Annotated in this window: 25 protein-coding genes and 1 tRNA gene; 9 read left to right on the top strand and 17 right to left on the bottom strand. The window is 71.6% G+C overall.

What is annotated here, in order from left to right; all coding sequences use genetic code 11:
* Nucleotides 1–25 precede the first annotated feature (25 nt).
* Nucleotides 26–2,134, top strand: a complete 2,109-nt coding sequence (gene uvrB / locus BKE38_RS15230) for an excinuclease ABC subunit UvrB (RefSeq protein ID WP_278247626.1) — start codon at nt 26–28, stop codon at nt 2,132–2,134.
* 19 nt (nt 2,135–2,153) lie between these two features.
* Here the strand turns inward: uvrB and BKE38_RS15225 are convergent, their stop codons facing one another.
* The 3 genes from BKE38_RS15225 to BKE38_RS15215 all read right to left on the bottom strand — a co-directional run bounded on the left by BKE38_RS15225 (nt 2,154) and on the right by BKE38_RS15215 (nt 5,425).
* Nucleotides 2,154–3,782, bottom strand: coding sequence for a polysaccharide pyruvyl transferase family protein (locus BKE38_RS15225; protein WP_076958147.1), 1,629 nt, complete (start codon nt 3,780–3,782; stop codon nt 2,154–2,156).
* Nucleotides 3,783–3,920: 138 nt separating this feature from the next.
* Nucleotides 3,921–4,562, bottom strand: a complete 642-nt coding sequence (locus BKE38_RS15220) for a TVP38/TMEM64 family protein (protein ID WP_242662370.1) — start codon at nt 4,560–4,562, stop codon at nt 3,921–3,923.
* A 110-nt stretch (nt 4,563–4,672) separates the two neighbouring features.
* Nucleotides 4,673–5,425, bottom strand: coding sequence for a glycosyltransferase family 2 protein (locus tag BKE38_RS15215; RefSeq protein ID WP_076958146.1), 753 nt, complete (start codon nt 5,423–5,425; stop codon nt 4,673–4,675).
* A 200-nt stretch (nt 5,426–5,625) separates the two neighbouring features.
* Here BKE38_RS15215 and BKE38_RS15210 point away from each other — a divergent pair, with 200 nt between their 5' ends.
* The 3 genes from BKE38_RS15210 to tldD are packed head-to-tail and all read left to right on the top strand — an operon-like array spanning nt 5,626 to nt 10,399.
* Nucleotides 5,626–6,693, top strand: coding sequence for a COX15/CtaA family protein (locus BKE38_RS15210; RefSeq protein ID WP_076958150.1), 1,068 nt, complete (start codon nt 5,626–5,628; stop codon nt 6,691–6,693).
* Nucleotides 6,690–8,975, top strand: coding sequence for a sensor histidine kinase (locus tag BKE38_RS15205; RefSeq protein WP_076958145.1), 2,286 nt, complete (start codon nt 6,690–6,692; stop codon nt 8,973–8,975). Before BKE38_RS15210 ends, BKE38_RS15205 begins: the two co-directional genes overlap by 4 nt.
* Entirely contained in the window at nt 8,972–10,399 is a 1,428-nt protein-coding gene (gene tldD, locus BKE38_RS15200; protein WP_076958144.1) for a metalloprotease TldD, read from the top strand. The genes BKE38_RS15205 and tldD overlap by 4 nt, the downstream gene beginning before the upstream one ends.
* Before the next feature lie 127 nt (nt 10,400–10,526).
* Here the strand turns inward: tldD and BKE38_RS15195 are convergent, their stop codons facing one another.
* From BKE38_RS15195 to BKE38_RS15185, 3 genes are read right to left on the bottom strand one after another with little or no spacing between them, the layout of a single operon-like run.
* Nucleotides 10,527–11,039, bottom strand: coding sequence for a hypothetical protein (locus tag BKE38_RS15195; protein WP_076958143.1), 513 nt, complete (start codon nt 11,037–11,039; stop codon nt 10,527–10,529).
* A gap of 41 nt (nt 11,040–11,080) precedes the next feature.
* The gene (locus tag BKE38_RS15190) at nt 11,081–11,833 is read right to left on the bottom strand and encodes a TerC family protein (RefSeq protein WP_076958142.1); all 753 of its coding nucleotides are present in this window, start codon (nt 11,831–11,833) and stop codon (nt 11,081–11,083) included.
* Nucleotides 11,833–12,732: a lipid kinase gene (locus BKE38_RS15185; protein ID WP_076958141.1), complete on the bottom strand. Its 900-nt coding sequence runs from the start codon at nt 12,730–12,732 to the stop codon at nt 11,833–11,835. Before BKE38_RS15185 ends, BKE38_RS15190 begins: the two co-directional genes overlap by 1 nt.
* Before the next feature lie 119 nt (nt 12,733–12,851).
* Here BKE38_RS15185 and BKE38_RS15180 point away from each other — a divergent pair, with 119 nt between their 5' ends.
* On the top strand, nt 12,852–13,622 hold the full coding sequence (locus BKE38_RS15180; RefSeq protein ID WP_242662369.1) for a phosphatase PAP2 family protein: 771 nt from the start codon (nt 12,852–12,854) through the stop codon (nt 13,620–13,622).
* Here BKE38_RS15180 and BKE38_RS15175 read toward each other — a convergent pair.
* Nucleotides 13,592–13,834 carry a hypothetical protein gene (locus BKE38_RS15175; protein WP_131829604.1) on the bottom strand — a complete coding sequence of 81 codons (243 nt, stop codon included), beginning with the start codon at nt 13,832–13,834 and terminating at the stop codon, nt 13,592–13,594. The genes BKE38_RS15180 and BKE38_RS15175 overlap by 31 nt on opposite strands.
* A gap of 161 nt (nt 13,835–13,995) precedes the next feature.
* On the opposite strand from BKE38_RS15175, the gene BKE38_RS15170 reads away from it, so the two are divergent.
* A complete protein-coding gene (locus BKE38_RS15170) occupies nt 13,996–14,709 on the top strand; it encodes a metallophosphoesterase (RefSeq protein WP_076958139.1) in 714 nt (237 codons plus the stop codon).
* Here the strand turns inward: BKE38_RS15170 and BKE38_RS15165 are convergent.
* Nucleotides 14,706–15,590 carry a 3'-5' exonuclease gene (locus BKE38_RS15165; protein ID WP_165694194.1) on the bottom strand — a complete coding sequence of 295 codons (885 nt, stop codon included), beginning with the start codon at nt 15,588–15,590 and terminating at the stop codon, nt 14,706–14,708. The genes BKE38_RS15170 and BKE38_RS15165 overlap by 4 nt on opposite strands.
* Nucleotides 15,591–15,610: 20 nt before the next feature.
* The gene (locus tag BKE38_RS31510; protein WP_076958137.1) at nt 15,611–16,240 is read right to left on the bottom strand and encodes a S24 family peptidase; all 630 of its coding nucleotides are present in this window, start codon (nt 16,238–16,240) and stop codon (nt 15,611–15,613) included.
* A gap of 106 nt (nt 16,241–16,346) precedes the next feature.
* Here BKE38_RS31510 and BKE38_RS15155 point away from each other — a divergent pair, with 106 nt between their 5' ends.
* Both BKE38_RS15155 and BKE38_RS15150 read left to right on the top strand, forming a co-directional pair.
* Nucleotides 16,347–16,793, top strand: coding sequence for a hypothetical protein (locus tag BKE38_RS15155; protein WP_076958136.1), 447 nt, complete (start codon nt 16,347–16,349; stop codon nt 16,791–16,793).
* A gap of 104 nt (nt 16,794–16,897) precedes the next feature.
* Nucleotides 16,898–16,969: transfer RNA gene (locus BKE38_RS15150), tRNA-Thr, on the top strand.
* 57 nt (nt 16,970–17,026) lie between these two features.
* On the opposite strand, the gene BKE38_RS15145 is transcribed toward BKE38_RS15150, so the two are convergent.
* The 4 genes from BKE38_RS15145 to BKE38_RS15130 form a co-directional block, all read right to left on the bottom strand.
* Entirely contained in the window at nt 17,027–17,230 is a 204-nt protein-coding gene (locus BKE38_RS15145; protein ID WP_076958135.1) for a hypothetical protein, read from the bottom strand.
* A gap of 56 nt (nt 17,231–17,286) precedes the next feature.
* Nucleotides 17,287–17,508, bottom strand: coding sequence for a hypothetical protein (locus tag BKE38_RS31505; RefSeq protein ID WP_131829603.1), 222 nt, complete (start codon nt 17,506–17,508; stop codon nt 17,287–17,289).
* A 148-nt stretch (nt 17,509–17,656) separates the two neighbouring features.
* The gene (locus BKE38_RS15135; RefSeq protein WP_076958133.1) at nt 17,657–18,613 is read right to left on the bottom strand and encodes a CorA family divalent cation transporter; all 957 of its coding nucleotides are present in this window, start codon (nt 18,611–18,613) and stop codon (nt 17,657–17,659) included.
* A 151-nt stretch (nt 18,614–18,764) separates the two neighbouring features.
* Complete coding sequence (locus BKE38_RS15130) at nt 18,765–19,085, bottom strand: hypothetical protein (RefSeq protein ID WP_076958132.1); 321 nt, start codon at nt 19,083–19,085, stop codon at nt 18,765–18,767.
* 122 nt (nt 19,086–19,207) lie between these two features.
* Between BKE38_RS15130 and BKE38_RS15125 the strand changes: the two genes are divergently transcribed.
* Nucleotides 19,208–20,131, top strand: coding sequence for a LysR family transcriptional regulator (locus tag BKE38_RS15125; RefSeq protein ID WP_076958131.1), 924 nt, complete (start codon nt 19,208–19,210; stop codon nt 20,129–20,131).
* Nucleotides 20,132–20,230: 99 nt separating this feature from the next.
* Here BKE38_RS15125 and hmuQ read toward each other — a convergent pair whose 3' ends face one another.
* The 4 genes from hmuQ to BKE38_RS15105 form a co-directional block, all read right to left on the bottom strand.
* Nucleotides 20,231–20,578, bottom strand: a complete 348-nt coding sequence (gene hmuQ / locus BKE38_RS15120) for a heme-degrading protein HmuQ (protein WP_076958130.1) — start codon at nt 20,576–20,578, stop codon at nt 20,231–20,233.
* Nucleotides 20,579–20,606: 28 nt separating this feature from the next.
* Nucleotides 20,607–21,854: a molybdopterin molybdotransferase MoeA gene (locus BKE38_RS15115; RefSeq protein WP_076958129.1), complete on the bottom strand. Its 1,248-nt coding sequence runs from the start codon at nt 21,852–21,854 to the stop codon at nt 20,607–20,609.
* Nucleotides 21,842–22,342 (bottom strand): molybdopterin-guanine dinucleotide biosynthesis protein B, encoded by a 501-nt coding sequence (gene mobB / locus BKE38_RS15110; protein WP_076958128.1) that lies wholly within the window; start codon nt 22,340–22,342, stop codon nt 21,842–21,844. The genes BKE38_RS15115 and mobB overlap by 13 nt, the downstream gene beginning before the upstream one ends.
* Nucleotides 22,343–22,395: 53 nt before the next feature.
* On the bottom strand, nt 22,396–22,726 hold a 331-nt coding region (locus BKE38_RS15105), incomplete at its 5' end, for a molecular chaperone TorD family protein (protein WP_207553579.1).

The raw sequence follows: 22,726 nt of genomic DNA, 5'->3' as shown, positions 1-22,726 counted from the left end.
CCCCTCGGGCAACCGGCGGCTGCAGGTGGTCTCTCCCTACCAGCCCGCCGGCGACCAGCCGACCGCCATCGGGCAGCTGGTCGATGGGCTGAGCCAGGGGGAGCGCGACCAGGTGCTGCTGGGCGTGACCGGCTCGGGCAAGACCTTCACCATGGCCAAGGTGATCGAGGCGCAGCAGCGCCCGACCCTGATCCTGGCGCCGAACAAGACGCTGGCGGCGCAGCTCTATGGCGAGATGAAGCAGTTCTTCCCCGAGAACGCGGTCGAGTATTTCGTCAGCTACTACGACTACTACCAGCCGGAAGCCTATGTCCCGCGCTCGGACACCTATATCGAGAAAGACGCGCAGATCAACGAGCAGATCGACCGCATGCGGCACAGCGCGACGCAAGCGCTGCTGGAGCGCAACGACGTGGTCATCGTCGCCTCGGTCTCCTGCATCTACGGCATCGGCTCGGTCGAGCTCTATTCCAACATGGTGGTCAAGCTGCAGGTCGGCGGCCGCATGAGCCGCGACCTGCTGCTGAAGGCGCTGGTCGAGCAGCAGTATCGCCGCAATGACGCGGCCTTCCAGCGCGGCACCTTCCGGGTCCGTGGCGAGACGGTCGACATCTGGCCGAGCCACCTGGAAGACCGTGCCTGGCGCATCTCCCTCTTTGGCGACGAGATCGACGGCCTGCGGGAGTTCGACCCGCTGACTGGCGAGATCGCCGGCGAGATGGAGAATGTCGCCATCTACGCCAACAGCCACTACGTCACGCCGCGCCCGACCCTGCTGCAGGCGATCCGCGACATCCGCGTCGAGCTGAAGCAGACGCTGGAGAAGCTCAATGCCGAGGGCAAGCTGCTGGAGGCGCAGCGGCTGGAGCAGCGCACCACCTTCGACCTGGAGATGATGGAGACCACCGGCTCCTGCAAAGGCATCGAGAATTATTCCCGGTATCTGTCAGGGCGCGGGCCGGGGAATCCGCCGCCGACGCTGTTCGAATACCTGCCTGAGAACGCGCTGCTGATCGTCGACGAAAGCCATGTCACCGTGCCGCAGATCGGCGGCATGTACCGGGGCGACTTCGCCCGCAAGTCGATCCTGGCCGAGTTCGGCTTCCGGCTGCCCTCCTGCATGGACAACCGGCCGCTGAAATTCGAGGAGTGGGAGGCCTTCCGCCCCGACAGCATCTTTGTCAGCGCCACGCCCGGCGGCTGGGAGATGGAGCGGACGGGGGGCACCTTCGCCGAGCAGGTCATCCGCCCGACCGGGCTGATCGACCCGCCGGTGGAGATCCGCCCCGTCGAGCGGCAGGTCGACGACCTACTGGCCGAATGCCGCAGCGTCATGGACCAGGGCGGCCGCGTGCTGGTCACGACGCTGACCAAGCGCATGGCCGAGGACCTGACCGAATACATGACGGAAGCGGGCATCAAGGTCCGCTACCTGCATTCCGACGTCGACACGCTGGAGCGGATCGAGATCATCCGCGACCTGCGCAAGGGCGTTTTCGACGTGCTGATCGGCATCAACCTGCTGCGCGAGGGGCTCGACATCCCCGAATGCCGGCTGGTCGCCATCCTGGACGCCGACAAGGAAGGCTTCCTGCGCTCGACGACCTCGCTGATCCAGACCATCGGCCGCGCCGCGCGCAATGCCGAGGGCCGGGTCATCCTCTATGCCGACCGCATGACCAACAGCATGCGCCAGGCGCTGGAGGAGACCGACCGCCGCCGCGCCAAGCAGGTCGAGTACAACACCCTGCACGGCATCACGCCGCAGAGCATCGTGCGCGACATCAGCGACGTGCTGCAGTCCGTTTATGAGCAGGACTATGTCACCGTCGCCCCGACCGGCGCCGAGGAGGAAGGGCCGAGCCATTTCGTCGGCAAGGACCTGCGCGCCAGCATCGCCGAGCTGGAGCGCAAGATGCGCGCCGCCGCGGCCGACCTGGAATTCGAGACCGCCGCCCGGCTGCGCGACGAGATCAAGCGGCTGGAGAACCTGGAGCTCGGGCTTCAGCCCAACGAGGCCGGCCGCTCGATGCAGCCGGCGACGCCGAAGCGCGACTGGAAGCCGAAGCCGCTCGGTCCCGGCGGCGGCGGCTATGATCCGGAGAAGAAGAAGGGCCGCGGTCGCCGCAAATAGGCGGCCGCGACGGTGGCCCTCACGTCAGGCTGAACGCGGCGGGGCTGTCCGCCGTGGCGCGGCGGGTGAAGCGCAGGGCGGAGATGCGGATCAGCGCGCCGGGCAGCGGGCCGCCGATCAGGGTGAAGACCGCCTCGATCTCGCCGGTGTCGCTCGGATTGACGAAGCCCTGCTCGAAGCGCAGCACCTGGCCGGCCTGCGCCTCGCCCAGCGGCATCATCTGCTTGCCCAGCTCGCGCGCCGGGATGCCCTTCTGCACCCGCAGGTCGATGCGCTTGGCACGCTGCGCGGCGGGGGCCAGGGAATTCGGGTCGGGCGCCGGGGCGGCGGGCACTTCGAGCAGGGTCAGCTCGGCCTGCAGCGTCCAGTCGCCGCGCGGCAGCCGGACATAGGGGCCGAAGGACAGGGTGTTCTTGTCGCTGACCCGCACCTCCAGCGCGTCCCCGGCCACCCGGTGCTCCTGGTTGCTGCGCAGCTTCTCGACGCCGACGGCGAAGCTGTCCTCCTGGCTGAAGAACAGGCTGTGGAAATAGCGCCCGCTCGGCTGGCCCAGCTTCGGCTCGGTCGGCTCGACCTCGCCGCGGCCATGCAGCGGCACGCCGAGCGGCGGCAGCCGGCCCAGCTTGCGCTCGACGATGGCGCGGATGGCGTCGGTGTATTGCGGCAGGTATTTCTGGAAGAAGCCGCGCCGGGCGGCCTCGTCCTGCAGCGGCGGCCGCGGCGTGGCGTCCAGCACGGTCTGGAAATCGGCCTCGGTGCGCAGCGGCACGACGTTGAAATGGGCGCCGAAATCCTCGCCCAGCAGGGCGCGGCGGTCGAGGCCGAGCAGCGTCACGTCGAGGCCCAGCGTCCAGGCCGGCAGCGCGCCGTGGACGCGCAGCGAGATCAGGCTGTCGGCCGAGGCGAGATAGCGGATGAAGGGCTCGGCATCGTCGAAGACGACATGCGGGATGCCGAGCTCGTCGAGCATCTGCACGTCCTGCTCGTCATGCGCGATGAAGATGCGGCTGGGATCGGCCTGCCAGAGGCGGCGGTAGAAGGCGTGCACATCGGCATCCACCCGGTTCCAGAAGCTGGCGGTGCCGTTCAGCACCGAGACCATCTGCTGCGGCCGGCGGAACAGCGGCCGGGTCTCGAACAGGGCCGAGAAGAAGCCCGGGCAGGGCAGCGGCCGATGCGCCACGCCGAGCTCGGTCATCACCGCCGAGCCGCCCATGTCGCGGCAGGTCAGCAGGTCGAAGCCGGCATAGCGGCGGTACCAGGCGGCCGAGCCCGCCTTCATGACGCGGCCGGCGAAGGCGGCGTCGCAGGCGGCGCGGTCGGCCTCGAAGGCGTCGAAATAGAAGGCCCCGGCGCCGAGGTTCAGCTTCACCGGCACGTCGCTGTCCGCCAGCTCGGCGATGCGGCGGATGTTCTGGCTGACCTCGCGGTTCTGGGCGATCTGCGGCGTGCCGCAGACCACGGCGATGTCGGTGTCGGCCGGCAACGGCGCGTTGTCGGTGAGGTAGCGGGTCTCCTCGACATGCGGGCCGATGGCAGCGCGCATGATGTTGCGCACGCCGCGATAGATCACCCGGTCGCCGACATTCATCAGCTCGCCGCCCGCCTTGTCCGGCAGCGTCAGGTAGGTGACCTTGATGGCGGACATGGAAGCTCCCGGTCGAGGGGTGGCGGGCAAGACAGCTTACGAAATTATAAGGCGACGCCCCGGAGCGGCATAGAGCAGGGGGCGGTGCCGGGCGCCAGCCTCGGCAGCCCGGAGCGGTCGATCACAGGTCGGCGAGAGTCAACCCTGGTCGTCGTCCATGGCGCGGCCGGCGCGGTGGCGGCGCAGCAGCCAGAAGCCGATGCCAGCGGAGCCGAGGAACAGCACCGCCGCCAGCGCCAGCTGGGAGGAGCGGTCGACGGCGACGCCGGCGCCGGCGAGGGCGAAGATCGCGGTCTGCGGCAGGTAGCCGACCAGGGAGCCGGCGAAGAAGGCCAGGGCCGGGATGCCGGAGAGGCCGGCCAGCAGGTTGAGCGCCAGGTTGTTGCCGATCGGCAGCAGGCGCAGCGCGAGCGTCGCGCCGAAGGGGCTGGCGGCCAGGCTGTCGCGCAGCGGGCGCAGGCGGCGGCCGAAGCGGCCGGCCAGGCGGCGCTCGGCCCAGGCGCGGCCGACCAGGCGGGCCCAGCCATAGGCGGCGGCGCAGGAAAGGATTTGCGCGAGCAGCGACAGGGCGCCGCCGATGACGGGGCCGAAGACATAGCCGCCGAGGAAGGCGACGGCCTGGCGCGGCACGCCGACGGCGGCGGCGAGGCTGCCGACCAGGATGAAGATGGCTTCGCCCTTGAGGCTTTGCTCCAGCCCGAAGCGCTGCACCCAGGCTTCCGCGGCTTCACCCCCCGGGGCGGCGCCCAGGGTGCGCAGCAGCCAGCCCGCGAGTCCCAACCCGACCGCCAATGCCAGGACCTTGCCCAGGGCGTTGAGGGGATTCCTGGCGGGAGGTCCAGGAACCTCAGGGTCCTGGCGGGGAGAGTTCGAGAGGGGCGGCGCCCCTCTCAAGGCGCGATTTCCGTGGCTTCCGGCCGCTTCCAGCGCTTCTGCAGCCACATGACGCCCAGGATATCGGTGATCCCCACCGCCAGCCGGTCGAGCGTCCCGTAGTTGGAGGTGCCCTGCAGCCGCGGCCGGTGGTTCACCGGCTGGGAGACGACGCGCCCCCCCTGGCGGATGACGAGGGCCGGCAGGAAGCGGTGCATGTGGTCGAAGGCGGGCAGGCGGAGGAAGAGCTCGCGCGGGAAGAGCTTCAGCCCGCAGCCGGTGTCCGGCGTGGCGTCCCCCAGCAGCTTGGCCCGGATGCGGTTGGCCCAGCGGGAGGACAGCCGCTTGACCTGGGTGTCCTTGCGCCGCGTCCGCCAGCCGGCGACCAGCAGCGGCACGGCGCCCGGAGTTCCCAGGGGGGCCGCCTCGGCCTGGGCGAAGGTCCAGAGGGCGGGAATATCGGCCGGGTCGTTCTGGCCGTCGCCATCCAGCGTCGCGATCCATTCGCCGCGGGCGGCGCGGACGCCGCTGACGATGGCTGCCGACTGGCCGCAGGAGCGCGGGTGGCGCAGGGTCCTGAGCGTCGGCGTGGTGGCCATCAGCCCGGCCAGCGTCGCCGCCGTCGCGTCGGTCGAGCCGTCGTCGACATAGATGATCTCGTGCGGGATGGCGGCCAGCGCCGCGCTGATCTCGGCGACCAGGGGGGCGATGTTGGGCGCCTCGTTGCGCACGGGGATGACGACGGAAAGGCTCGGACTGGCTGCGGACATGCCGTGGTTCTCGGCTGCGGCGGGACGCGGATGGTCCGGCATGGTCGGGGTGAAGGCGCGCCGGGGTAGCAGGCAGGGCCGCAGGCGACAAGAGCGGGCGGGTCAGGGTTGCAAGCGGCGGTGGGGCAAAGCGCCCCCTTTGCCGGCGGGGCTCGGCATGCCACCTGTCACAATCCAGACGTGCTACAATGGCCCCCGACATGCCCTTCGATTCCACGCCCTCCTCCGCTTCCGGCCGCGACCTGGCCAACCGCCGCGCCGTCGGCACCTGGCTGCTGGTGATGGCCGGGCTGATCTGGGTGATGGTGGCGCTGGGGGGCGCGACGCGGCTGACCGGCTCGGGCCTGTCGATCATGGAATGGGCGCCGCTGTCGGGCGCCCTGCCGCCGCTGTCGCAGGCGGAGTGGCAGCGGCTCTACGACCTGTACCGCACCATCCCGCAGTATGAGCTGGTCAATGCCGGCTTCGGCATCGAGGGCTTCAAGCAGATCTTCTGGCTGGAATGGACGCACCGGCTGTGGGGGCGGATGCTGGGCCTGGCCTTCGCCCTGCCGCTGGCCTGGTTCTGGCTGCGCGGCCGCATCCCGAAGGGGTTGGGGCCGCGGCTTGTCGTGCTGCTGCTGCTGGGCGGCGCGCAGGGCGGGGTGGGCTGGTTCATGGTGGCCTCCGGCTTCGACGCCGACCGCACGGCGGTCTCGCCCTACCGGCTGGTGGCGCATCTGGGGCTGGCGCTGCTGCTCTATGGCGTCGTGCTGTGGACGGCGCTGTCGCTGCTGCGGCCGGAGCGCTCCGGCCCGCGGCAGCCGGCCGGGCTCAGGCGGCTGGCGCATGCGACGGCGCTGATGGTGGTGCTGACCATGCTGGCCGGCGGCTTCGTCGCCGGGCTGAAGGCGGGGCTGACCTACAACACCTTCCCGCTGATGGACGGCGAATGGATCCCGCCGGGCTATGCCCAGCTGTCGCCCTTCCTGCACAACTTCACCGCCAATATCGCCGCGGTGCAGTTCAACCACCGGCTGCTGGCGACGCTGACCGGGATCGCCGCCCTGGCCGCCGCCGTGTGGGGCTGGCGCGCGCTGGCGCCCGGCTTCGCCCGCGGCACGCTGCTGGCACTGGGCGGGACGGTGGCGCTGCAATATGTCCTCGGCGTCGCCACGCTGCTGATGGTGGTGCCGGTCTGGCTGGGCACGCTGCACCAGGCGGTGGCGGTCGGCGTGCTCAGCGCCGTCCTCGCCGCGCTGCATGCGCTGCGGCCGCCGCGGCCGTGAACGCCCCCTCGCCTCCGCCGCCCTCGGCGCCGGACCCGGACAGCGGGGCGCAGGGCGCGCTCTGGCTGGCGGCGCTGCAGGCGCTGCCAAGCCCGGTGCTGGTGATCGACGGCGGCGGCCAGCTGCAGCTGATCAACCCGGCGATGCTGGCGGTGCTGGGCCTGCCGGAGACGCTGCCGATGCAGGGCCGCCGCTTCGAGGAGGTGATCCGGCTGCTGGCCTTCCGCGGCTTCTACGGCCCGGGCGACCCGGAGGCGCTGACCCAGCTGGTGCTGGCGATGGACCGCAGCCGGCTGACCCGGCGCAGCGTGCGAACCACCGAGGGGCGCTGGCTCGACATCACCTCGACCCCGCTGCCCGATGGCGGCTGGGTCAGCCATGCGGTGGAGACGACGGCGCAGCATGCCGAGGCGGCCGAGGCGGAGGAGCGCCTGCGCCAGGCGCGGGAGGCGCTGCGGCTGCTGCCGGTCGGCGTCGGGCTCTACGACGCGCAGCACCAGCTGCTGCTGTTCAACGAGGCCTATGAGCAGATCCTGGCGCTGCCGCCGGGCACGCTGCGGCCGGGGCTGGCCTTCCGCGCCGTGGTCGCCGCCATCCTGCACCACCAGAAGGTGGACGAGGCCGGGCAGGAGCTGTTCGAGGCGCGCATCAACCTCGACCGGTCGGTGCGGCAGGAATCGCTGCGGCAGCGGGCCGACGGCCGCTCGATCCGCTCGATCAGCCTGCCGGTCGCCGGCGGCGGCTTCCTGGTCGCGCTGGAGGACGTGACCACCCTGCGCCAGGCGGAGAACGAGGCGACCCGCCGCGCCGCGCTGCTGGACGGGGTGCTGGCCGCGCTGCCGCACGGCGTCTGCGTCTATGGCGCCGACCAGCGGCTGGCGCTGGTGAACGCCGCCTATCGCCAGCTGATGCCGGAATCCGACGCCCAGCCCGGCGAGCATCTGCGCGACATCATCCGCCGCGGGCTGGAGCGCGCCTTCGTGCCGAATGCCGCGGATACCGAGGACAGCGTCCACCGCCGGCAGTTCGACTTCGGCTCGGGCCCACACCAGCGGGTGCGGCGCGACGGGACGGTGCTGACCGGGCGGACGGCGGCGCTGCCGGATGGCGGGCATATCTCGGTGATGAGCGACGTCACCGCCCTGCAGCAGGCCGAGCAGGCGGCGCAGCAGCGGGCCGACCTGCTGCAGGCGATGCTGGATTCGCTGCGGCTCGGCGTCATCCTGTTCGACCGGCGGCACCGCGTCGTCGCCTCCAATGCTCTGGCCGAGCGGATGACCGGGCTGACGCGGGACGAGCTGGCACCGGGCACCCATCTCGACCGGCTGCGCGACCTGCAATACGAGCGCGGCGAGTTCGGCCGCGGGCCGGAGGCCGACCGGATCTACCGCACCCGCGCGGTCGGTGCCGTGCCGCGGCTGGACCGCTTCACCCGCACCCGCTTCGACGGCACGGTGATCGAGGTCAGCACCGACCCGACGCCGGATGGCGGCTATGTGCGCATCTATGCCGATGTCACCGAGGAGAAGCGCGGCCGCATCGAGCTGGAGCGCGCCCGCGCCGCCGCCGAGGAGGCGGACATGGCCAAGGGCCGCTTCCTGGCGACCATGAGCCACGAGCTGCGGACGCCGCTGAACGCCGTGATCGGCTTTTCCGAGGCGCTGGCCGGCGAGGCCGGGCCGCCGCATGTCGTCGAATTCGCCACCGCCATCCTGGAGGCCGGCCGCCACCTGCTCTCGCTGATCGACGAGCTGCTGACGGTGGCGCAGACCGGCACCGGCGCGGTGCCGGTGGAGACGCGGCCGCTGTTCCTGCCCAGCGTGCTGGAAGGCGCCGTCCGCCTGATGCGGCAGCAGGCCGAGGCCGGCGAGGTCACCCTGACGCTCGCCCCGATCCCGCCCGAGCTGCCGCGCGCCCAGGCCGAGGAGCGGCGGCTGCGCCAGGTGCTGATCAACCTGGTCTCCAACGCGGTGAAGTTCACCCCCGCCGGCGGCAGCGTCACGGTGGAGGCGCAGCCCTTGCCGGAAGGGGGGGTGGAGATCCAGGTGAGGGATACCGGCATCGGCATCGATGCCGGCCAGGTGGAACGCGCCTTCGAGCCCTTCGTCCAGCTGGAGGCCAGCCACACGCGGCGCTATGGCGGCTCCGGCCTGGGGCTTTACCTGGCACGCGCCCTGGCGCAATCGATGGACGCGACGCTGGTGCTGGACAGCATCCGCGGCGAAGGCACGGTGGCGCGGCTGCGGCTGTCCCCCGCGCGCAGACAGGAGCAGACGGCATGAGCGCGATCGAGACCACGGACCGGCTGTTCTTCCAGGAGCTGGACCGCGCCGCCGCCGAGCGGCAGCTGAAGACCGCCCTGTCCGGCGCCGAGGATGGCGAGCTGTTCCTCGAATACGTCGAATCCGAAGCCGTCAGCCTGGACGACGGCCGCATCCGCAGCGCCAGCTTCGATGCCACCCGCGGCTTCGGGCTGCGGGCGGTGGCCGGCGAGGCCTCGGGCTATGCGCATGGCGGCGAGATCTCCGAGGCCGCGCTGGCCCGCGCCGCCGCCACCGTGCGCGCCGTCGCCAACGGCCATTCGGGCGCGCTCGCCGCGGCGCCGCGGGCGACCAATGTCCGGCTCTATGACGACGCCAATCCGCTGGGGGCGATGGAATTCCCGGCCAAGACCGCGCTGCTGGCCGAGATCGACGCCTATGCCCGCGCCCGCGACCCGCGCGTCACCCAGGTGATGGCCAGCCTGACCGGCAACTGGCAGGCGGTGCGCATCCTGCGCGGCGACGGCAGCGGCACCGCCGACCTGCGCCCGCTGGTGCGCCTGAATGTCAGCGTGGTGGTCGAGGCGAATGGAAGGCGCGAGAGCGGCAGCCACGGCATGGGCGGCCGCTTCGGCTATGACCGGATCGTGGCGCCCGACCAGTGGAAGGCCGCCGTCGACGAGGCGCTGCGCCAGGCGGTGCTGAACCTCGACGCCATCCCGGCCCCCGCCGGCGAGATGGAGGTGGTGCTGGGCCCGGGCTGGCCCGGCATCCTTCTCCATGAGGCGATCGGCCATGGGCTGGAGGGCGACTTCAACCGCAAGCAGACTTCCGCCTTCGCCGGGCTGCTGGGCAGCCGGATCGCCGCCCCGGGCGTGACGGTGGTCGATGACGGCACCATCCCCGACCGCCGCGGCTCGATCACGGTGGACGACGAGGGCACGCCCTCCGGCCGCACCGTGCTGATCGAGGACGGCATCCTGGTCGGCTTCCTGCAGGACCGGCAGAACGCCCGGCTGATGAACGTCGCCCCCACCGGCAACGGCCGCCGCCAGAGCCATGCGCATACGCCGATGCCGCGCATGACCAACACGGTGATGCTGGGCGGCGACCGTGACCCGGGCGAGATCCTGGCCAGCGTGAAGCGCGGCATCTGGGGGGTGAACTTCGCCGGCGGCCAGGTGGACATCACCAGCGGCAAGTTCGTCTTCAGCATGTCCGAGGCCTATCTGGTCGAGGACGGCAAGGTCGTCGCCCCGGTGAAGGGCGCCATGCTGATCGGCAACGGGCCGGAGGCGCTGACCAAGGTCAGCATGATCGGCAACGACATGGCGCTGGATCCGGGGATCGGCACCTGCGGCAAGCAGGGGCAGGGCGTGCCCGTCGGTGTCGGGCAGCCGACGCTGAAGATGACGGGGCTGACCATTGGTGGGACAGCTGTTTAAGATCTTCTTTTTTCTGAAGAAAAAGAAGCAAAAAGACTTCCTTCAATCTGGCGTCCCACCTCAGGCCATAGGCGGGACGCCAACTGACAAAAGTTTTTTGGTTCTTTTTTCCTAAAAAAGAACCCCTTTAACTATCCTTCTTCCCCTGAAAATCCCTGCCCTGCTGCGACACGCTCCCCACCTGTCGCGGATCGATGGTCCCTGCCACCGCCTGGCTTTCCACTGGGTTCATCCCGTGCCGCGCGGTGCGCCGGCTGGCCGGGTGGCGGTGCAGCCGGGCGGCGCGCTTCATCGCCAGGGCGCGCCGGGCGTTCTCGCCCTGGGTCTCCGGCGTCGCCTCCTGGCGCGACAGCTCTTTGTTCACCCGCTTCAGCGCCGAGGCGAAGACCTGCTTCTTGCGGGTCAGCCCCTCGGGCGCGACCTCGGGGTTGGTGCCGCGCGGCTCGGCCTTGCCGCGCTGGGCGCGGCGGCGTTCCCGCGCCACGTCCCGCGCCTTGCCGCGGTAGTCGCGCAGCCGCCGCGCCAGCTCGACCAGCGCGGGTCGCTCCAGGCTGCACAGGGCCGGGTAGTGGCTGCGCGCCACCAGCTCGAATTCCTGACCGGTCAGCAGGCGGCGCTCGATGGCGATGGGCAGGCTCATGCGTCTCTCCTCTTTGCGTGATCGGCAAAGATGACAACGCGTTAATCTTTGACGGGGTTGCCTCCCCGCCGGGCCGCCCGGCGCGTCAGCATGTTCAGCCCCTCGACGATCACCGAGAAGGCCATGGCCGCGTAGATGTAGCCCTTGGGCACATGCGCCCCCATGCCCTCGGCGATCAGGGTCATGCCGATCATCATCAGGAAGGCCAGGGCCAGCATCACCACGGTCGGGTTGCGCTTGATGAACTCGGCCAGCGGATTGGCGGCCAGCAGCATGACCGTGACCGCCACCAGCACGGCGATGACCATGATCGGCACATGCGGCGTCATGCCGACCGCGGTGATGATGCTGTCGACCGAGAAGACCAGGTCCAGCAGCAGGATCTGCACGATGGCGGCGCCATAGCCCAGGGTCGCGCCCTTGCCGTCGAACATGTCGCCCTCGGCCGGCGGGTCGACATTGTGGTGGATCTCCTTGGTCGCCTTCCAGACCAGGAACAGCCCGCCGGCGATCAGGATCAGGTCGCGCCAGGAGAAGGCGTGGCCGAAGACCTCCAAAACGGGCGCGGTGGCGCGGACGATCAGCGCGACCGTGCCCAGCAGCGCCAGGCGCATCACCAGCGCCAGGCCGATGCCGATGCGCCGGGCCTTCTCCTGCTGATGCGCCGGCAGCTTGTTGGTGATGATCGAGATGAAGATCAGGTTGTCGATGCCGAGCACGACCTCCATCGCCACCAGCGAGACCAGCGCGATCCAGACCGCCGGATCGGCGGCCAGCGTCATCAAGGCGTCCATCAGAAGAAGCTCCCTTCGGGGCGGGGGGCGGGGACGAAGACCTTCACCACCTTCGGCAGCAGGCGGAAGCGCGCCGGGGTGTGGGTGTTGATCTCGCCATCGGTGTTGACCGGCATCTTGCGGCGGGTGCGCACCTCGCAGGCGGTGGTCGGGAAGGCGCGGACATCCTTCCACTGGCCATGCGTGCCGCGGCGCAGCGCCGGCAGCAGCGCCAGCAGCCGCCACCAGTGGTCGAGCTCCAGGCTGTAGAGGTCGAGCTTGCCGTCGTCGGGACGCGCCGTGCTGGCCACCGTCATGCCGCCGCCATAATGCCGGCCATTGCCGACTGAAACCTGAATCGTGCGGATCCGCTCGACCTGACCGTCATGCGCCAGCCAGGCGGTGAAGGGGCGAACGCGGCGCAGCAGGCGGAAGGCGGCCAGGGCGTAGCCCAGCTTGCCCCAGCGCTTCTTCTCCTCCCGCCCGAGGCCTGCGGCCAGCTGCGCGCTGAAGCCGATGCTGGCGACGTTGAAGAAGGGCAGACCGTTGACCTCGCCCAGGTCGATCGGCCGGGTGCGGCCTTCCGCGATGATGCGGGCGGCCTCGACCGGGTCGGGCGGGATCTCCAGGCTGCGGGCCAGGTCGTTGGCGGTGCCGAGCGGCAGGATGCCGAAGGGCAGGCCGGTCTCGATCAGCGCCGGGGCCGCCGCATTCAGCGTGCCGTCGCCGCCGCCCAGGATGACGGCGGTGAACCCCTCGCCAGCGCGGGCGCGGATCACTTCGGCGGCGGTCTGGCCTGGCTGGCAGCGGTGCTCGGCCAGCTGCCAGCCGGCCTGGCGCAGCACCTCCAGCGCCGCGTCGATGGCCGCGCCACCGTTGCGCGCCTGGCGGTTGACGATCAGCAGGGCATGCTCGGCCATGCGGCGGGATTCCGGACCAGGGTTGCTGGGGCGTGACCGTGGCAGAACGCGGCCGCGCTGCGAAGGATGCGCCGCTGCCGCAGGGTGGAAGCAACGATGCTGCGGCGGCGGCTTTACCGGTGCTGGACAACGATGGCAGGCAGGACATGCGCGGCTGGATCACGCGGCGGGCGCAGGGCTTCGGCTGGGCGCAATTCGTCATGCTGGCGGCGCTGCTGGTCTGCGCCGGCTCGCTGCTGGGCTTTGCCGCCCTGGTGGACGAGACCTTCGAAGGCGACACCCATGCCTTCGACGAGGGCATCCTGCTGGCGCTGCGCAACCCGGCCGACACCTCCGACCCGATCGGGCCCTTCTGGCTCGAGATCATGATGCGCGACTTCACCTCGCTCGGCAGCCATGCGGTGCTGCTGCTGATCGGGGTGCTGTCCTTCGGCTACCTGCTGCTGGCGCGGAAGGGGATGTCGGCCGGGCTGCTGCTGGTCTCCTTCGTCGGCGCCATGACGCTGAACAGCCTGCTGAAGCAGGGCTTCGACCGGCCCCGGCCGGAGCTGGTGGCGCATCTGGCCGAGGTGCACACGGCGAGCTTCCCCTCCGGCCACGCCATGCTGTCCGCCGCCTGCTACCTGACGCTGGGCACGCTGCTGGCCGGCGTCGCCCATGGGCGGCGGCTGAAGGCCTATCTGCTGGGGGTGGCGATCCTGCTGACGCTGCTGGTCGGCGGCAGCCGGGTCTATCTGGGCGTGCACTGGCCGACCGATGTGCTGGCCGGCTGGTGCCTGGGCGCCGCCTGGGCGATGGGCTGCTGGCTGGCGCTGCGCGGCTGGCTGGCCTGGCGCCGCGCGTCGGCGGCGCGGAACCGTCAGGCCGGCAGCGGCTCGCCCGCCGGCTGACGCAGGGACCACAGCGCCTCATGCATCAGGATCATGGCATCCCGCAGCGCATGGCGGTCGGCGCCAGGGCGGTGGGCCAGCTCGAGCTCCAGCAGTGCCAGGAAATGCCCGGCCAGGCGGATATCCTGCTCGTCCGCCGCCTGATGCGCCGCCAGCAGCAGACGCCGGCCCAGGCTGAGCGGCGAGCGGTGCAGGATCGGGGAACAGCGCATCGTTTCGCCTCCGGTGACGGGACGCGCCTCTTGCCACAGGTTCCGCGGCGGCGGGGACGCGAAGGCCATCATGCCGCCATGCTTCAGTCGCATGGACCGAAATGAGACATCCGATAAACGCTGGATCGCCAGAACGGCGCCGGCAGGGCTAGGCTGGCGTCATGCTGCGCCTCGATCCTGCCCCGGCCACGATGCCGCCTGGCGAGCGGCTCTATGCCATCGGCGACATCCATGGCTGCGCCACGCGCCTGGCCGCGCTGCACGCCCGCATCGCCGAGGACTTTTCCGCCCGGCCGGTCGAACGCGCCACGCTGCTGCATCTGGGCGACTACATCGACAAGGGCGAGGACAGCGCCGGCGTGCTGTCCTTCCTGTCCGACCACCGCAGGCCGGAGGGACTGGAGGCAGTGTTCCTGACCGGCAACCACGAGGCGGCAATGCTGGCGGCGCTGGCCGGCGGGGCCGGCGATGTCGCCGACTGGCTGTGGTGCGGCGGCCGGCCGACACTCGCGAGCTACGCGCTGGACCCCGGGGCCGGGCCCGCGACCTGGGCCGGGGCGCTGCCCGCCGGCCACCTGGCCTTCCTGCGCGGGCTGCGGCGGACCCACCGCGCCGGCGGCTATTTCTTCACCCATGCCGGAGTGCGGCCGGGGGTGGCGCTGGAGCAGCAGTCGGCCGAGGACCTGATCCGGATCCGCCAGCCTTTCCTGTCCAGCGAGGCGCGGCATGGCGCGGTGGTGGTGCATGGCCACACCGCCCGCGCCGAGCCGGAGGTGCGGCACAACCGCATCAACCTGGACACCGCCGCCTGGTCCGGCGGGCCGCTGACCTGTGGCGTCTTCGAAGGCGACCGGCTGGGCTTTATCTTCGGCTAGAAGGGTTCGGCCAGCAGCGCCAGGAAGCCGGCCTCGTCCAGCAGGCGCGGGCCGGCGCCGGCCTCCTGCAGCGCGGCGATGCTGCGCAGCTTGGCCCGGCCGGGCGCGGCGCCGAGCGCCACGAAATCGGTCAGCCCGTTCACCGTCATCTGGCGTCGGGCGCCGGCGGCCAGCAGCGCCGCCTCGGCCTCGTCGCGGGTCATCGAGCGGAACTCGCCGGTGATCACCACGCGGCTGCCGGCCAGCGAGGCGCGGGGCGGCCGCGGCTTCGGCGCCGTCGCGCGGATCGGCGCCGCGGGCAGGCCGCGCGCATTGGAAGGCGGCAGCAGCCCGCAGGGCAGGTCCGGCGACAGCCCGTCCAGCGCGCGCAGCACGGCGGTGGCCAGCAGCGCATCCTCGAAGGCGCCGTGCAGCGCGCCCTGCCGGCGCAGGCCGAGGGTGGCGATGACGGCGTCCAAGCCCCCCTTGCCGCCTTCCGGCCGCCTTTGCCATTCCCGCAGGGTGCAGCGCCCGCCACGGAGCATGTCCAGCGGCGGCGCGCCGTGCAGCGAGAACTCGCGGTCGAGCATGCGGCGGTCGAAGTCGAGGTTGTGCGCCACCAGACGCGCATCGGCGAAGAACATCCGCACCTCGTCCAGATGCTCGAGGAAGGCCGGCTGGCGCGACAGGAAGGCGCTGGTCAGGCCATGCACGCGCTCGGCCGCCCAATGGCTGGCGCGCCTGGGGTTGAAGACCAGGTGCAGCGCCTGGCGGAAGGCCAGGTCCGGCCCCAGCCGCACCGCGCCGAGCGAGACCACCCGGTCCTCGGCGCCGAGGCCGGTGGTCTCGGTGTCGAAGACGACGATGTCGCAATCCATGGCAAGGCTCATGCGGCGGGACATAGCAGAAGCGCCAGGCCGGGTCAGGGCTTGGCGCGACGGCGGCGCTTGTCCTGGAACTGCACCGGCGCCGCCCAGTCGATGGCGACGTCCGCCATCGGCGGCGCGTTGTAGCTCTGCAGCGTGTAGAGGCCAGGCTGGCCGCCGGGGGTGACGCGCTTGATGTAGATCGGCCCGTCGCGCAGCTTCACGATGCATTCGTTGTAGAGGCAGCCGTCGCGGTCGAACCCCGCCTCGCGCGAATAGTAGAGAATGTCGCCGTCCCAGAAGGCCGGGAACATGCTGTCGCCGCGCACCACCACGGCGACGGTGCCGGGCTCGGCGCCGGGGGGCGGGTCGGCCTGCTCCAGGCCGGCGCCCATCGCCGCATCGTCGAAGGGCAGCACCTGCTCGCCGGCGCCGATATAGCCGACCACGGGCACGCTCGCCGGCGGAAGCGCCGGCAGCACCGCCGGCGGCACCGCGACGCCGCTATAGGCCGAGAGCTTGGTCAGCGTGCGCGCCGAGAGGGTGTGGCGCACCGGCGAGTTCAGGAAGCGCGTCAGGGTGGAGGGCGTCAGCTTCGCCGCCCGCGCCAGTTCCGACGGAGTCAGGCCGGTGGTCCTCAGCATCCGCTCCAGCAGCGCCTTGGCCGCCTGCTGCTGCTCATCCATGGGGGGTCTGACCTCACGCTTATGTTCGCCATTCGTTCTTGTGTGTTTGCAATTATGCAAATAGCGTCAGCCCATGCAAGTCCCTCCTGTGCCGGAGCCCCACCCGATGGATTCTCTTCCGGTTGACCCCCCGCCGGGGGTCGCGACCCCCGCGGCCGCGCTGGGCAGCAGCATCGCCGGCACCGGCGCGCTCGGCCTGACCGCCTGGGCGCTGCTGCAGGCCTGGCAGGCCTGGCGCGGCTGGCGGCAGGAGCGTCGCGCCAGCCAGGCCGCCCGCGACGCCCGGCTGGAGGCCGAGATCACCCGGCTGACGGCGCTGCGCGAGGCCGAACTGCGGCTGATCGCCGCCGAGCGCCTGCGCTGGGCCGAGGACCTGGCCGCCGCGCGCGACGCCCGGCTGGCGGCGGAGGCGGAGCGCGACTTGGCCATAGCCCAGGCCCGCCGTCAGCGCGAGGCCTGCCTCGGCCTGCTGCGTGAGCTCGGCCCGGTGCTGAGCGCCAGCCTGGCGGCGCCGGCGGAATCCCCCCGCCGCCTGGCGCGCCGCCAGGGGTGAGGCGGCGCGGCGCGATCGGGGATTGCTGCGCCGGGGCAAAGGCTGCAAAAGAGGCGGGCCCTGGGGGGGGTCGCGAAATCCCATCGCGAGGCGCCCCCGGCCAGGCCGGGTTAGCACAGCGGTAGTGCAGCGGTTTTGTAAACCGAAGGTCGGGGGTTCGATCCCCTCACCCGGCATGTCCCCTTGGTATGTCCCCCGGGGTCATGCGCCGCCTCAGCCGGAGGCGGGAGCCCTCAATGCCGAGGCCCGCTGAAGAAGTCGTCGCGCAGCTTGGCGGCCTCGGCCCAGAGCAGGGCGGCCGGGCTGAAGACGATGGGCTGGCGGTCGAGGCTTCGTTGGAGCAGCGCGAAGGCCTGCTCGGCATTGCCGCCCCCGGCCGCGGCCAAGCTCTCGATCTGCTCGACCAGGGTCTGCACGACGATCTGCGCATCCGACACGGCGTGTTTCCTGCGTTTCATCCATTCGCAAGATGAACGCCGGACGACGCCCCCTGCTACCCCAAATTGTCGATTCGTCGCATCCACAACCTGTGAGCTTCAAACCTGACCATCGATCGGGCCCCTTGCGGGAGGCCTTCGATGGCGTTGTCGAGCAGGCGCGGCGCCGCGCCCGGCGGCACATTTCCTTGCCCAACAAGGCCTTGCAGCGCCTCCACCAGGGCGGCGGCGACATCCTGCATGACCACGGCATGTTGAAGATCGGGCTCGGAGAACATTGGGGCGCCACCTTGGGGGTTGGAGAGCGGGAGGCGCAGGAACACCCGTTATGGTTGTGGCCGTCCAATTAACAAAATGCGAGCAAACCCTTTCAAAACATAGGTTAATGCTGGTGCCTTGCCAGCATGCCTCCGCGCAGGACGGCTGTCAGACGATTCGCCGCAGCCGCAGCAGCGCCAGCGTTCCCGCCATCGAGGCGAGCATCAGCCCGGCCGCCCAGGCGGTGCCCTGGCCGTCGCCGGACCAGGGCAGGCCCTCGGTGTTCATGCCGAAGAAGCCGCTGACCAGGGTCGGCGGCAGCAGCACCGCGGTCAGCACCGACAGCAGGTTCAGGTTGCGGTTGGTCTCCGCCGCCTGCCGGGCGGAGAGCTCATCCTGCAGCGCGCGGCCATGCTCCTGCAGCGCCCGCAGGTCGTCGAGCGCCGCCAGCATCCGCCGCCGCGCCGCCGCATGGGTTTCGGCATCGGCCCAGCCGGGCAGGTCGCCGGTCTCCTCCCGCACCAGCCGCATCACCGGGACGGCCAGGCGCTGCAGCCGCGTGGTCTCGCGGCGGATCTCGCCCAGCTTGCGGCCGAGCTCCTCCGGGCTGCGGGTGGGGGCCTCGGCCAGCAGTTCGTCCTCCACCCGGCGGGCGGCGTCGTCGAGGGCATCGGCGCGCTGGCTGATGCCGGCGCCGAGCTGCGCCACCACCTGGTCCAGCAGCGCCGCCGGGCCGTCGGGCACCTGGCCGGCCTGCACGGCGCGCCAGGCGCGGTACAGGCCCTGGGTGGCAGCGCGGCGGGCGGTGGTGATCTGGGTCGGCGTCATGGCGAAGCGCCAGCTGGCCAGCAGCTGCTCGCCCGGGCCGCTCTGCTGGGCGAAGTCGGGCAGGATGCCGCAGACCACCTCGCCCTCGACCTCGAGGCGCGGGCTTTCGTCCTTGTCGTGCAGGACGGCCAGCGCCGCCTCGCCCCAGCCTTCGGCGCGGATGGCGGGCAGGCTGCCAGGGGCGACCAGGTCGTAATGCGTCCAGCGCCAGCCGCCGCCCGGGACATCGCCCGGGAGATCAAGTTGCCAGACCCGCCCGAGCGGGCCGGGCGCCGGGGCGGCGGTGTCCTGGTCCATGTCCTGTCATCCGCGATGGATGCGGGCGGCTAGCCGGTTTTCCGGCCGCGCAGCTTGACAGTTCCATGACGTTTCCGGCGGAGGAGACGGCAGAACGCCGGGGCCCGCGAGGACCCCGGCGCGATCGTCGAAAGCGAAAGCCGGAAAAGGATCAGCCGCGGATCGGGCCGGTGCCGGGGCCGCCGAAGGCCGAGGCCGCATTGCCCACCACCGACGGCAGGGCGCCGCGCGCGTGGGTCACCTCGGCCGGGGCCGCCGCGACCGCCGCCGAGGCGCCGGCCGAATTGCCGACGCGCAGCGACGGCCCGGCTTCGGCGCTCCGGGTCACCGGCATCGCATAGGCGAAGGGGCTGCCGGTCGCCGAGGCATTGTTGGTGTTCTCCATCAGGTCGCGCGCCTGGGACAGGCCAGGGGCCACCACCGCGAAGCCGGCTGCGAGCAGCAGGGCGCGGGACAGGCTGGAAGTCGACATGTCTTTGTTCTTTCACTTGACTGGCGGGCAGTCGGGCTGCCTTGCGCGGGGAGATGGCGCTAATATCCATCCTTGGTAAGCTGAGTTTTCCGATTCCGACTATCAGCGCAGGTGATGGAAAAATGGATCCGCTGACCCTTGACCAGCTTCGCGTCCTGGTCGCCGTGGCCGATAGCGGCGGCTTCTCCGCCGCCGCCCGGCGGCTGGGCCGGGCGCAGTCGGCGATCAGCCAGAGCATCCAGGCGCTGGAGGCGCATCTGCGCCTCAAGCTCTTCGACCGCAGCACCAAGCTGCCGAAGCTGACCGAGCCGGGCCAGGCGATCCTGGCCGAGGCCCGCCGCCTGCTGAAATCGGCCGAGATGCTGCGGGCGCGGGCCGACAGCATCGCCGGCGGGCTGGAGGCGGAGCTGACCATCTCGGTCAACCCGCTGCTGCCCTCGGGCCCGGCGATGCGCGCGCTGCACGGATTGAAGAAAGAGTTCCCGACGCTGCCGATGACGCTGCTGACCGAGGGCATCGGCGCGCCGGAGCGGCACCTGCGCGACGGCACCGTGCAGCTGGCGATCTATCCGGTGGAGGAGATCGCCCAGCTCGACCTCGAGGCCGAGCTGCTGATGATGGTCGAGATGGTGCCGGTGGTGCTGGCCAGCCATCCGCTGGCCGCCGAGCCCGGCCCGATCAGCCGTGCGACGCTGGCCGACCATGTGCAGCTGATCCTGACCGACGGCTCGCCGCGCGGCGGCTGGTCGCGGGGCGTGCTCAGCCCGCGCACCTGGCGCTTCGCCGACCTCAACACCCGGATGAACTTCCTGCTGGAGGGCTTCGGCTGGTGCCACATGCCGAAGCACGTGGCCGCCCCGCTGATCGCCGAGGGCCGGCTGAAGCGCCTGCAGATGCAGGAGCATGACGGCTTCGAGCTGGCGCTGCATGTGGTGCATGAGCGTGGCCGCCCGCCCGGCCAGGCCGGCCGCTGGCTGATTTCCCGGCTGCGGCAGGAGCTGGCCGAGGCCGCCCTCTGCCCGCCGGTGATGCCCGAGACGGCATAGAATGGGTCGCCTGCGCAAGGCCGCAGGCAACCCGTTCCCGCTGTTCGGTTGATCGTGTGATTCAGGCTTTCCGGTAATTCCACCTCAAGCCATCACGCGCTAGGCCTCGGGCGAGATCATCGCCGCGGCGCCCGGCATGGCCACCGTCTGGATCACGTCGAAGCCCTCGAAGGAGGGCGGGCCAAGATAGAGCGGCTTGCTCTGCCCGGCGCCGCGATGCGCCATGCGGAAGGCCTCCGACCGGGTCCATTCCTCGAAATCGGCGCGGCTCCGCCAGATGGTGTGCGAGGCGAACAGCGTGTGGTCGTCGCGCGCCGGCCCGCGCAGCAGGTGGAACTCGACGAAGCCGGGCACCTTGTGCAGATGCGATTCCCGGCTGGTCCAGACCGTCTCGAAATCGGCTTCCAGACCCTTGATCACCTGGAAGCGGTTCATCGCCACGAACATCTTTTCTCCAGTTCCCCCAGAGGAGGTTTCAAAAAACCCCGGCGAAGGGCAGCACCGTCACGCGGTCGCCGGGGGCGACCTCGGTCAGCGCTTCCGGCAGCTCGGCGAAGGCGTCGCTCTCCACCAGGGTCGAGAGCAGCCCGGCCCCCTCGCGGGTGAATTTCTCCGCCCGCGGCAGGCCATCGCCGGCGACCAGCCGGACCCGCAGATATTCCCGCCGCCCGGGCTTCTTGCGATGCGCGAAAGCGGCCTCGGCGGTGAAGCGCGGCAGCGGCGCCGGGGTGGCGCCCGCCAGCCGCAGCACCAGCGGCCGCGCCAGATGCAGGAAGGTGACGAAGGCCGCCACCGGATTGCCCGGCAGCCCCAGCACCGGCGTGCCGCCGATCACCCCCATCGCCGCCGGCCGCCCGGGCTTCACCGCCAGCTTCCAGAAGACCAGCCGTCCGGCGGCCTCGATGGCGGCGCGGACATGGTCCTCCTCGCCCAGGCTGACCCCGCCGGAGCTCAGCAGCAGGTCATGCCCGGCGGCGGCCTCGCGCAGCGCCGCGGCGGTGGCCTCGGCCCGGTCGGGCAGCAGGCCGAGGTCGACCGCCTCCGCCGGCAGCCCGCCGAGCATCGCCAGCAGGGCGAAGCGGTTGGCGTCATAGGTCTGCGCCGGGCCCAGCGGCGCCCCCGGCACCGCCAGCTCGTCGCCCGTCGAGAAGACGCCGACCCGCACCCGCCGCCGCACCGCCAGCCCCGGCAGGCCCAGCGCCGCGGCCAGCGCGATGGCCGGCGGGTCCAGCAGCCGGCCGGCGACCAGGGCCAGCGCGCCCTGCGCCACATCCTCGCCGGCCGGGCGGCAATTGGCGCCGCGCGCCAGGCCGGCCGGCAGCAGCAGGGCGCCGCCCTCCAGCCGGACATCCTCCTGCATGATCACCGTGTCGGCGCCGGCGGGCATGGCGGCGCCGGTCATGATGCGGCAGGCTGCCCCCGCCGCCAGCGCCCCGGCCGGCTGGCCCGCCGGCTGGCGCCCGGCCAGCGGCAGCCGCGTCTCGGCGCCCGGGATCAGGTCGGCATGGCGGAAGGCATAGCCGTCGACGGCGCTGTTGAAGAAGGGCGGCAGCGGCTGCGGGGCGAAGACCTCCCGCGCCAGCACCCGCCCCCGCAGCCGGGCGAGAGGCAGAAATTCCTCGCCGCTCACCGGCGGCACGCGGTCGGCGATCAGCGCGGCCGCCGCCTCGACCGGGAGCAGCGCCTCGCCGGCGGCGAAGCAGTCGTCGCTCAGCTGCGCCATGGCGCCGCGTGGTCCAGCACCAGGGCGGCCACCGCCTCGACCGCGTCCAGCCCGGCCTGCGGCAGGCCGGCCGGGTTCGGCGTGTCGGCGGCCACCGCCCGGATCATCGGATCCCCGGGATGCAGCCAGGGCTTGCCGTTCGCCTCCCGCCGCACCTCCAGCTTCGGGTGGCCGTCGCGCTTGAAGCCCTCGACCAGCACCAGGTCGACCGGCGCCAGCTGTCCGAGAAGCTCTTCCAGCGAGGGCTCCGGCGCGTCGCGCAGCTCGGTCATCAGCGCCCAGCGCTGGCTCGACGCCACCAGCACCTGCGCCGCGCCCGCCTGCCGGTGCAGCCAGCTGTCCTTGCCCGGCTGGTCGACATCGAAGCGGTGATGCGCGTGCTTGATCGTGGAGACCCGCAGCCCCTGCCCGATCAGGCAGGGGATCAGCTTGGCCAGGAGGGTCGTTTTGCCGGCGCCGCTCCAGCCGGCCAGTCCGATCAGGCGCATGGCCCAGGGCTTATCGCCTGGCGCCGGCTGAGGGAAGCCCGGCGCGTCGGCGCCTATCCGGCCGCGGCCGGCGCCGCGGCCTCCTCGACCGTCAGCGCGGCCAGGCCCAGCGCGCCGATGGCGGCGTAGAATTCCTCCCCCTCCACCGCCGCCAGCGCCGCGAAGCAGCGCCCGGCCCAGGGTGCCAGGAAGCGGGCGAAGAAGGCGGCCTCCTCCCCGGGGCTGGCGGGGAAGACGCCGGCGATCAGCCCGGCCAGCGTCTCGCAGAGCAGGCCCAGATGGTCCGCCGGCTCCGCCACGCCTTCCGCCCGGCCGACGCCCAGCGCCGCCAGGGCGTCTTCCAGCGGCGCGCCGCTGGCCCCGCCATGGTCCCGGGCATGCAGA

It is taken from the genome of Teichococcus deserti, assembly GCF_001982615.1.
Taxonomy (GTDB): Bacteria; Pseudomonadota; Alphaproteobacteria; order Acetobacterales; family Acetobacteraceae; genus Pseudoroseomonas; species Pseudoroseomonas deserti.
The sequence above is the reverse complement of the archived record's forward strand: the minus strand, read 5'-3'. Positions and strand labels throughout refer to the sequence as shown.

Excerpts from the sequence above, each read along its gene's own strand:
- BKE38_RS15225 (WP_076958147.1), bottom strand. The coding sequence starts at position 3,782 with ATGTCCGCCATCAAGGTCACCTACCTGACGCTGCCGGACAAGGCGGGC.
- BKE38_RS15215 (WP_076958146.1), bottom strand. The coding sequence starts at position 5,425 with ATGTCCGCAGCCAGTCCGAGCCTTTCCGTCGTCATCCCCGTGCGCAAC.
- BKE38_RS15210 (WP_076958150.1), top strand. The coding sequence starts at position 5,626 with ATGCCCTTCGATTCCACGCCCTCCTCCGCTTCCGGCCGCGACCTGGCC.
- tldD (WP_076958144.1), top strand. The coding sequence starts at position 8,972 with ATGAGCGCGATCGAGACCACGGACCGGCTGTTCTTCCAGGAGCTGGAC.
- BKE38_RS15195 (WP_076958143.1), bottom strand. The coding sequence starts at position 11,039 with ATGAGCCTGCCCATCGCCATCGAGCGCCGCCTGCTGACCGGTCAGGAA.
- BKE38_RS15190 (WP_076958142.1), bottom strand. The coding sequence starts at position 11,833 with ATGGACGCCTTGATGACGCTGGCCGCCGATCCGGCGGTCTGGATCGCG.
- BKE38_RS15185 (WP_076958141.1), bottom strand. The coding sequence starts at position 12,732 with ATGGCCGAGCATGCCCTGCTGATCGTCAACCGCCAGGCGCGCAACGGT.
- BKE38_RS15175 (WP_131829604.1), bottom strand. The coding sequence starts at position 13,834 with ATGCGCTGTTCCCCGATCCTGCACCGCTCGCCGCTCAGCCTGGGCCGG.
- BKE38_RS15170 (WP_076958139.1), top strand. The coding sequence starts at position 13,996 with ATGCTGCGCCTCGATCCTGCCCCGGCCACGATGCCGCCTGGCGAGCGG.
- BKE38_RS15165 (WP_165694194.1), bottom strand. The coding sequence starts at position 15,590 with ATGTCCCGCCGCATGAGCCTTGCCATGGATTGCGACATCGTCGTCTTC.
- BKE38_RS31510 (WP_076958137.1), bottom strand. The coding sequence starts at position 16,240 with ATGGATGAGCAGCAGCAGGCGGCCAAGGCGCTGCTGGAGCGGATGCTG.
- BKE38_RS15155 (WP_076958136.1), top strand. The coding sequence starts at position 16,347 with ATGGATTCTCTTCCGGTTGACCCCCCGCCGGGGGTCGCGACCCCCGCG.
- BKE38_RS31505 (WP_131829603.1), bottom strand. The coding sequence starts at position 17,508 with ATGTTCTCCGAGCCCGATCTTCAACATGCCGTGGTCATGCAGGATGTC.
- BKE38_RS15135 (WP_076958133.1), bottom strand. The coding sequence starts at position 18,613 with ATGGACCAGGACACCGCCGCCCCGGCGCCCGGCCCGCTCGGGCGGGTC.
- BKE38_RS15130 (WP_076958132.1), bottom strand. The coding sequence starts at position 19,085 with ATGTCGACTTCCAGCCTGTCCCGCGCCCTGCTGCTCGCAGCCGGCTTC.
- BKE38_RS15125 (WP_076958131.1), top strand. The coding sequence starts at position 19,208 with ATGGATCCGCTGACCCTTGACCAGCTTCGCGTCCTGGTCGCCGTGGCC.
- hmuQ (WP_076958130.1), bottom strand. The coding sequence starts at position 20,578 with ATGTTCGTGGCGATGAACCGCTTCCAGGTGATCAAGGGTCTGGAAGCC.
- BKE38_RS15115 (WP_076958129.1), bottom strand. The coding sequence starts at position 21,854 with ATGGCGCAGCTGAGCGACGACTGCTTCGCCGCCGGCGAGGCGCTGCTC.
- mobB (WP_076958128.1), bottom strand. The coding sequence starts at position 22,342 with ATGCGCCTGATCGGACTGGCCGGCTGGAGCGGCGCCGGCAAAACGACC.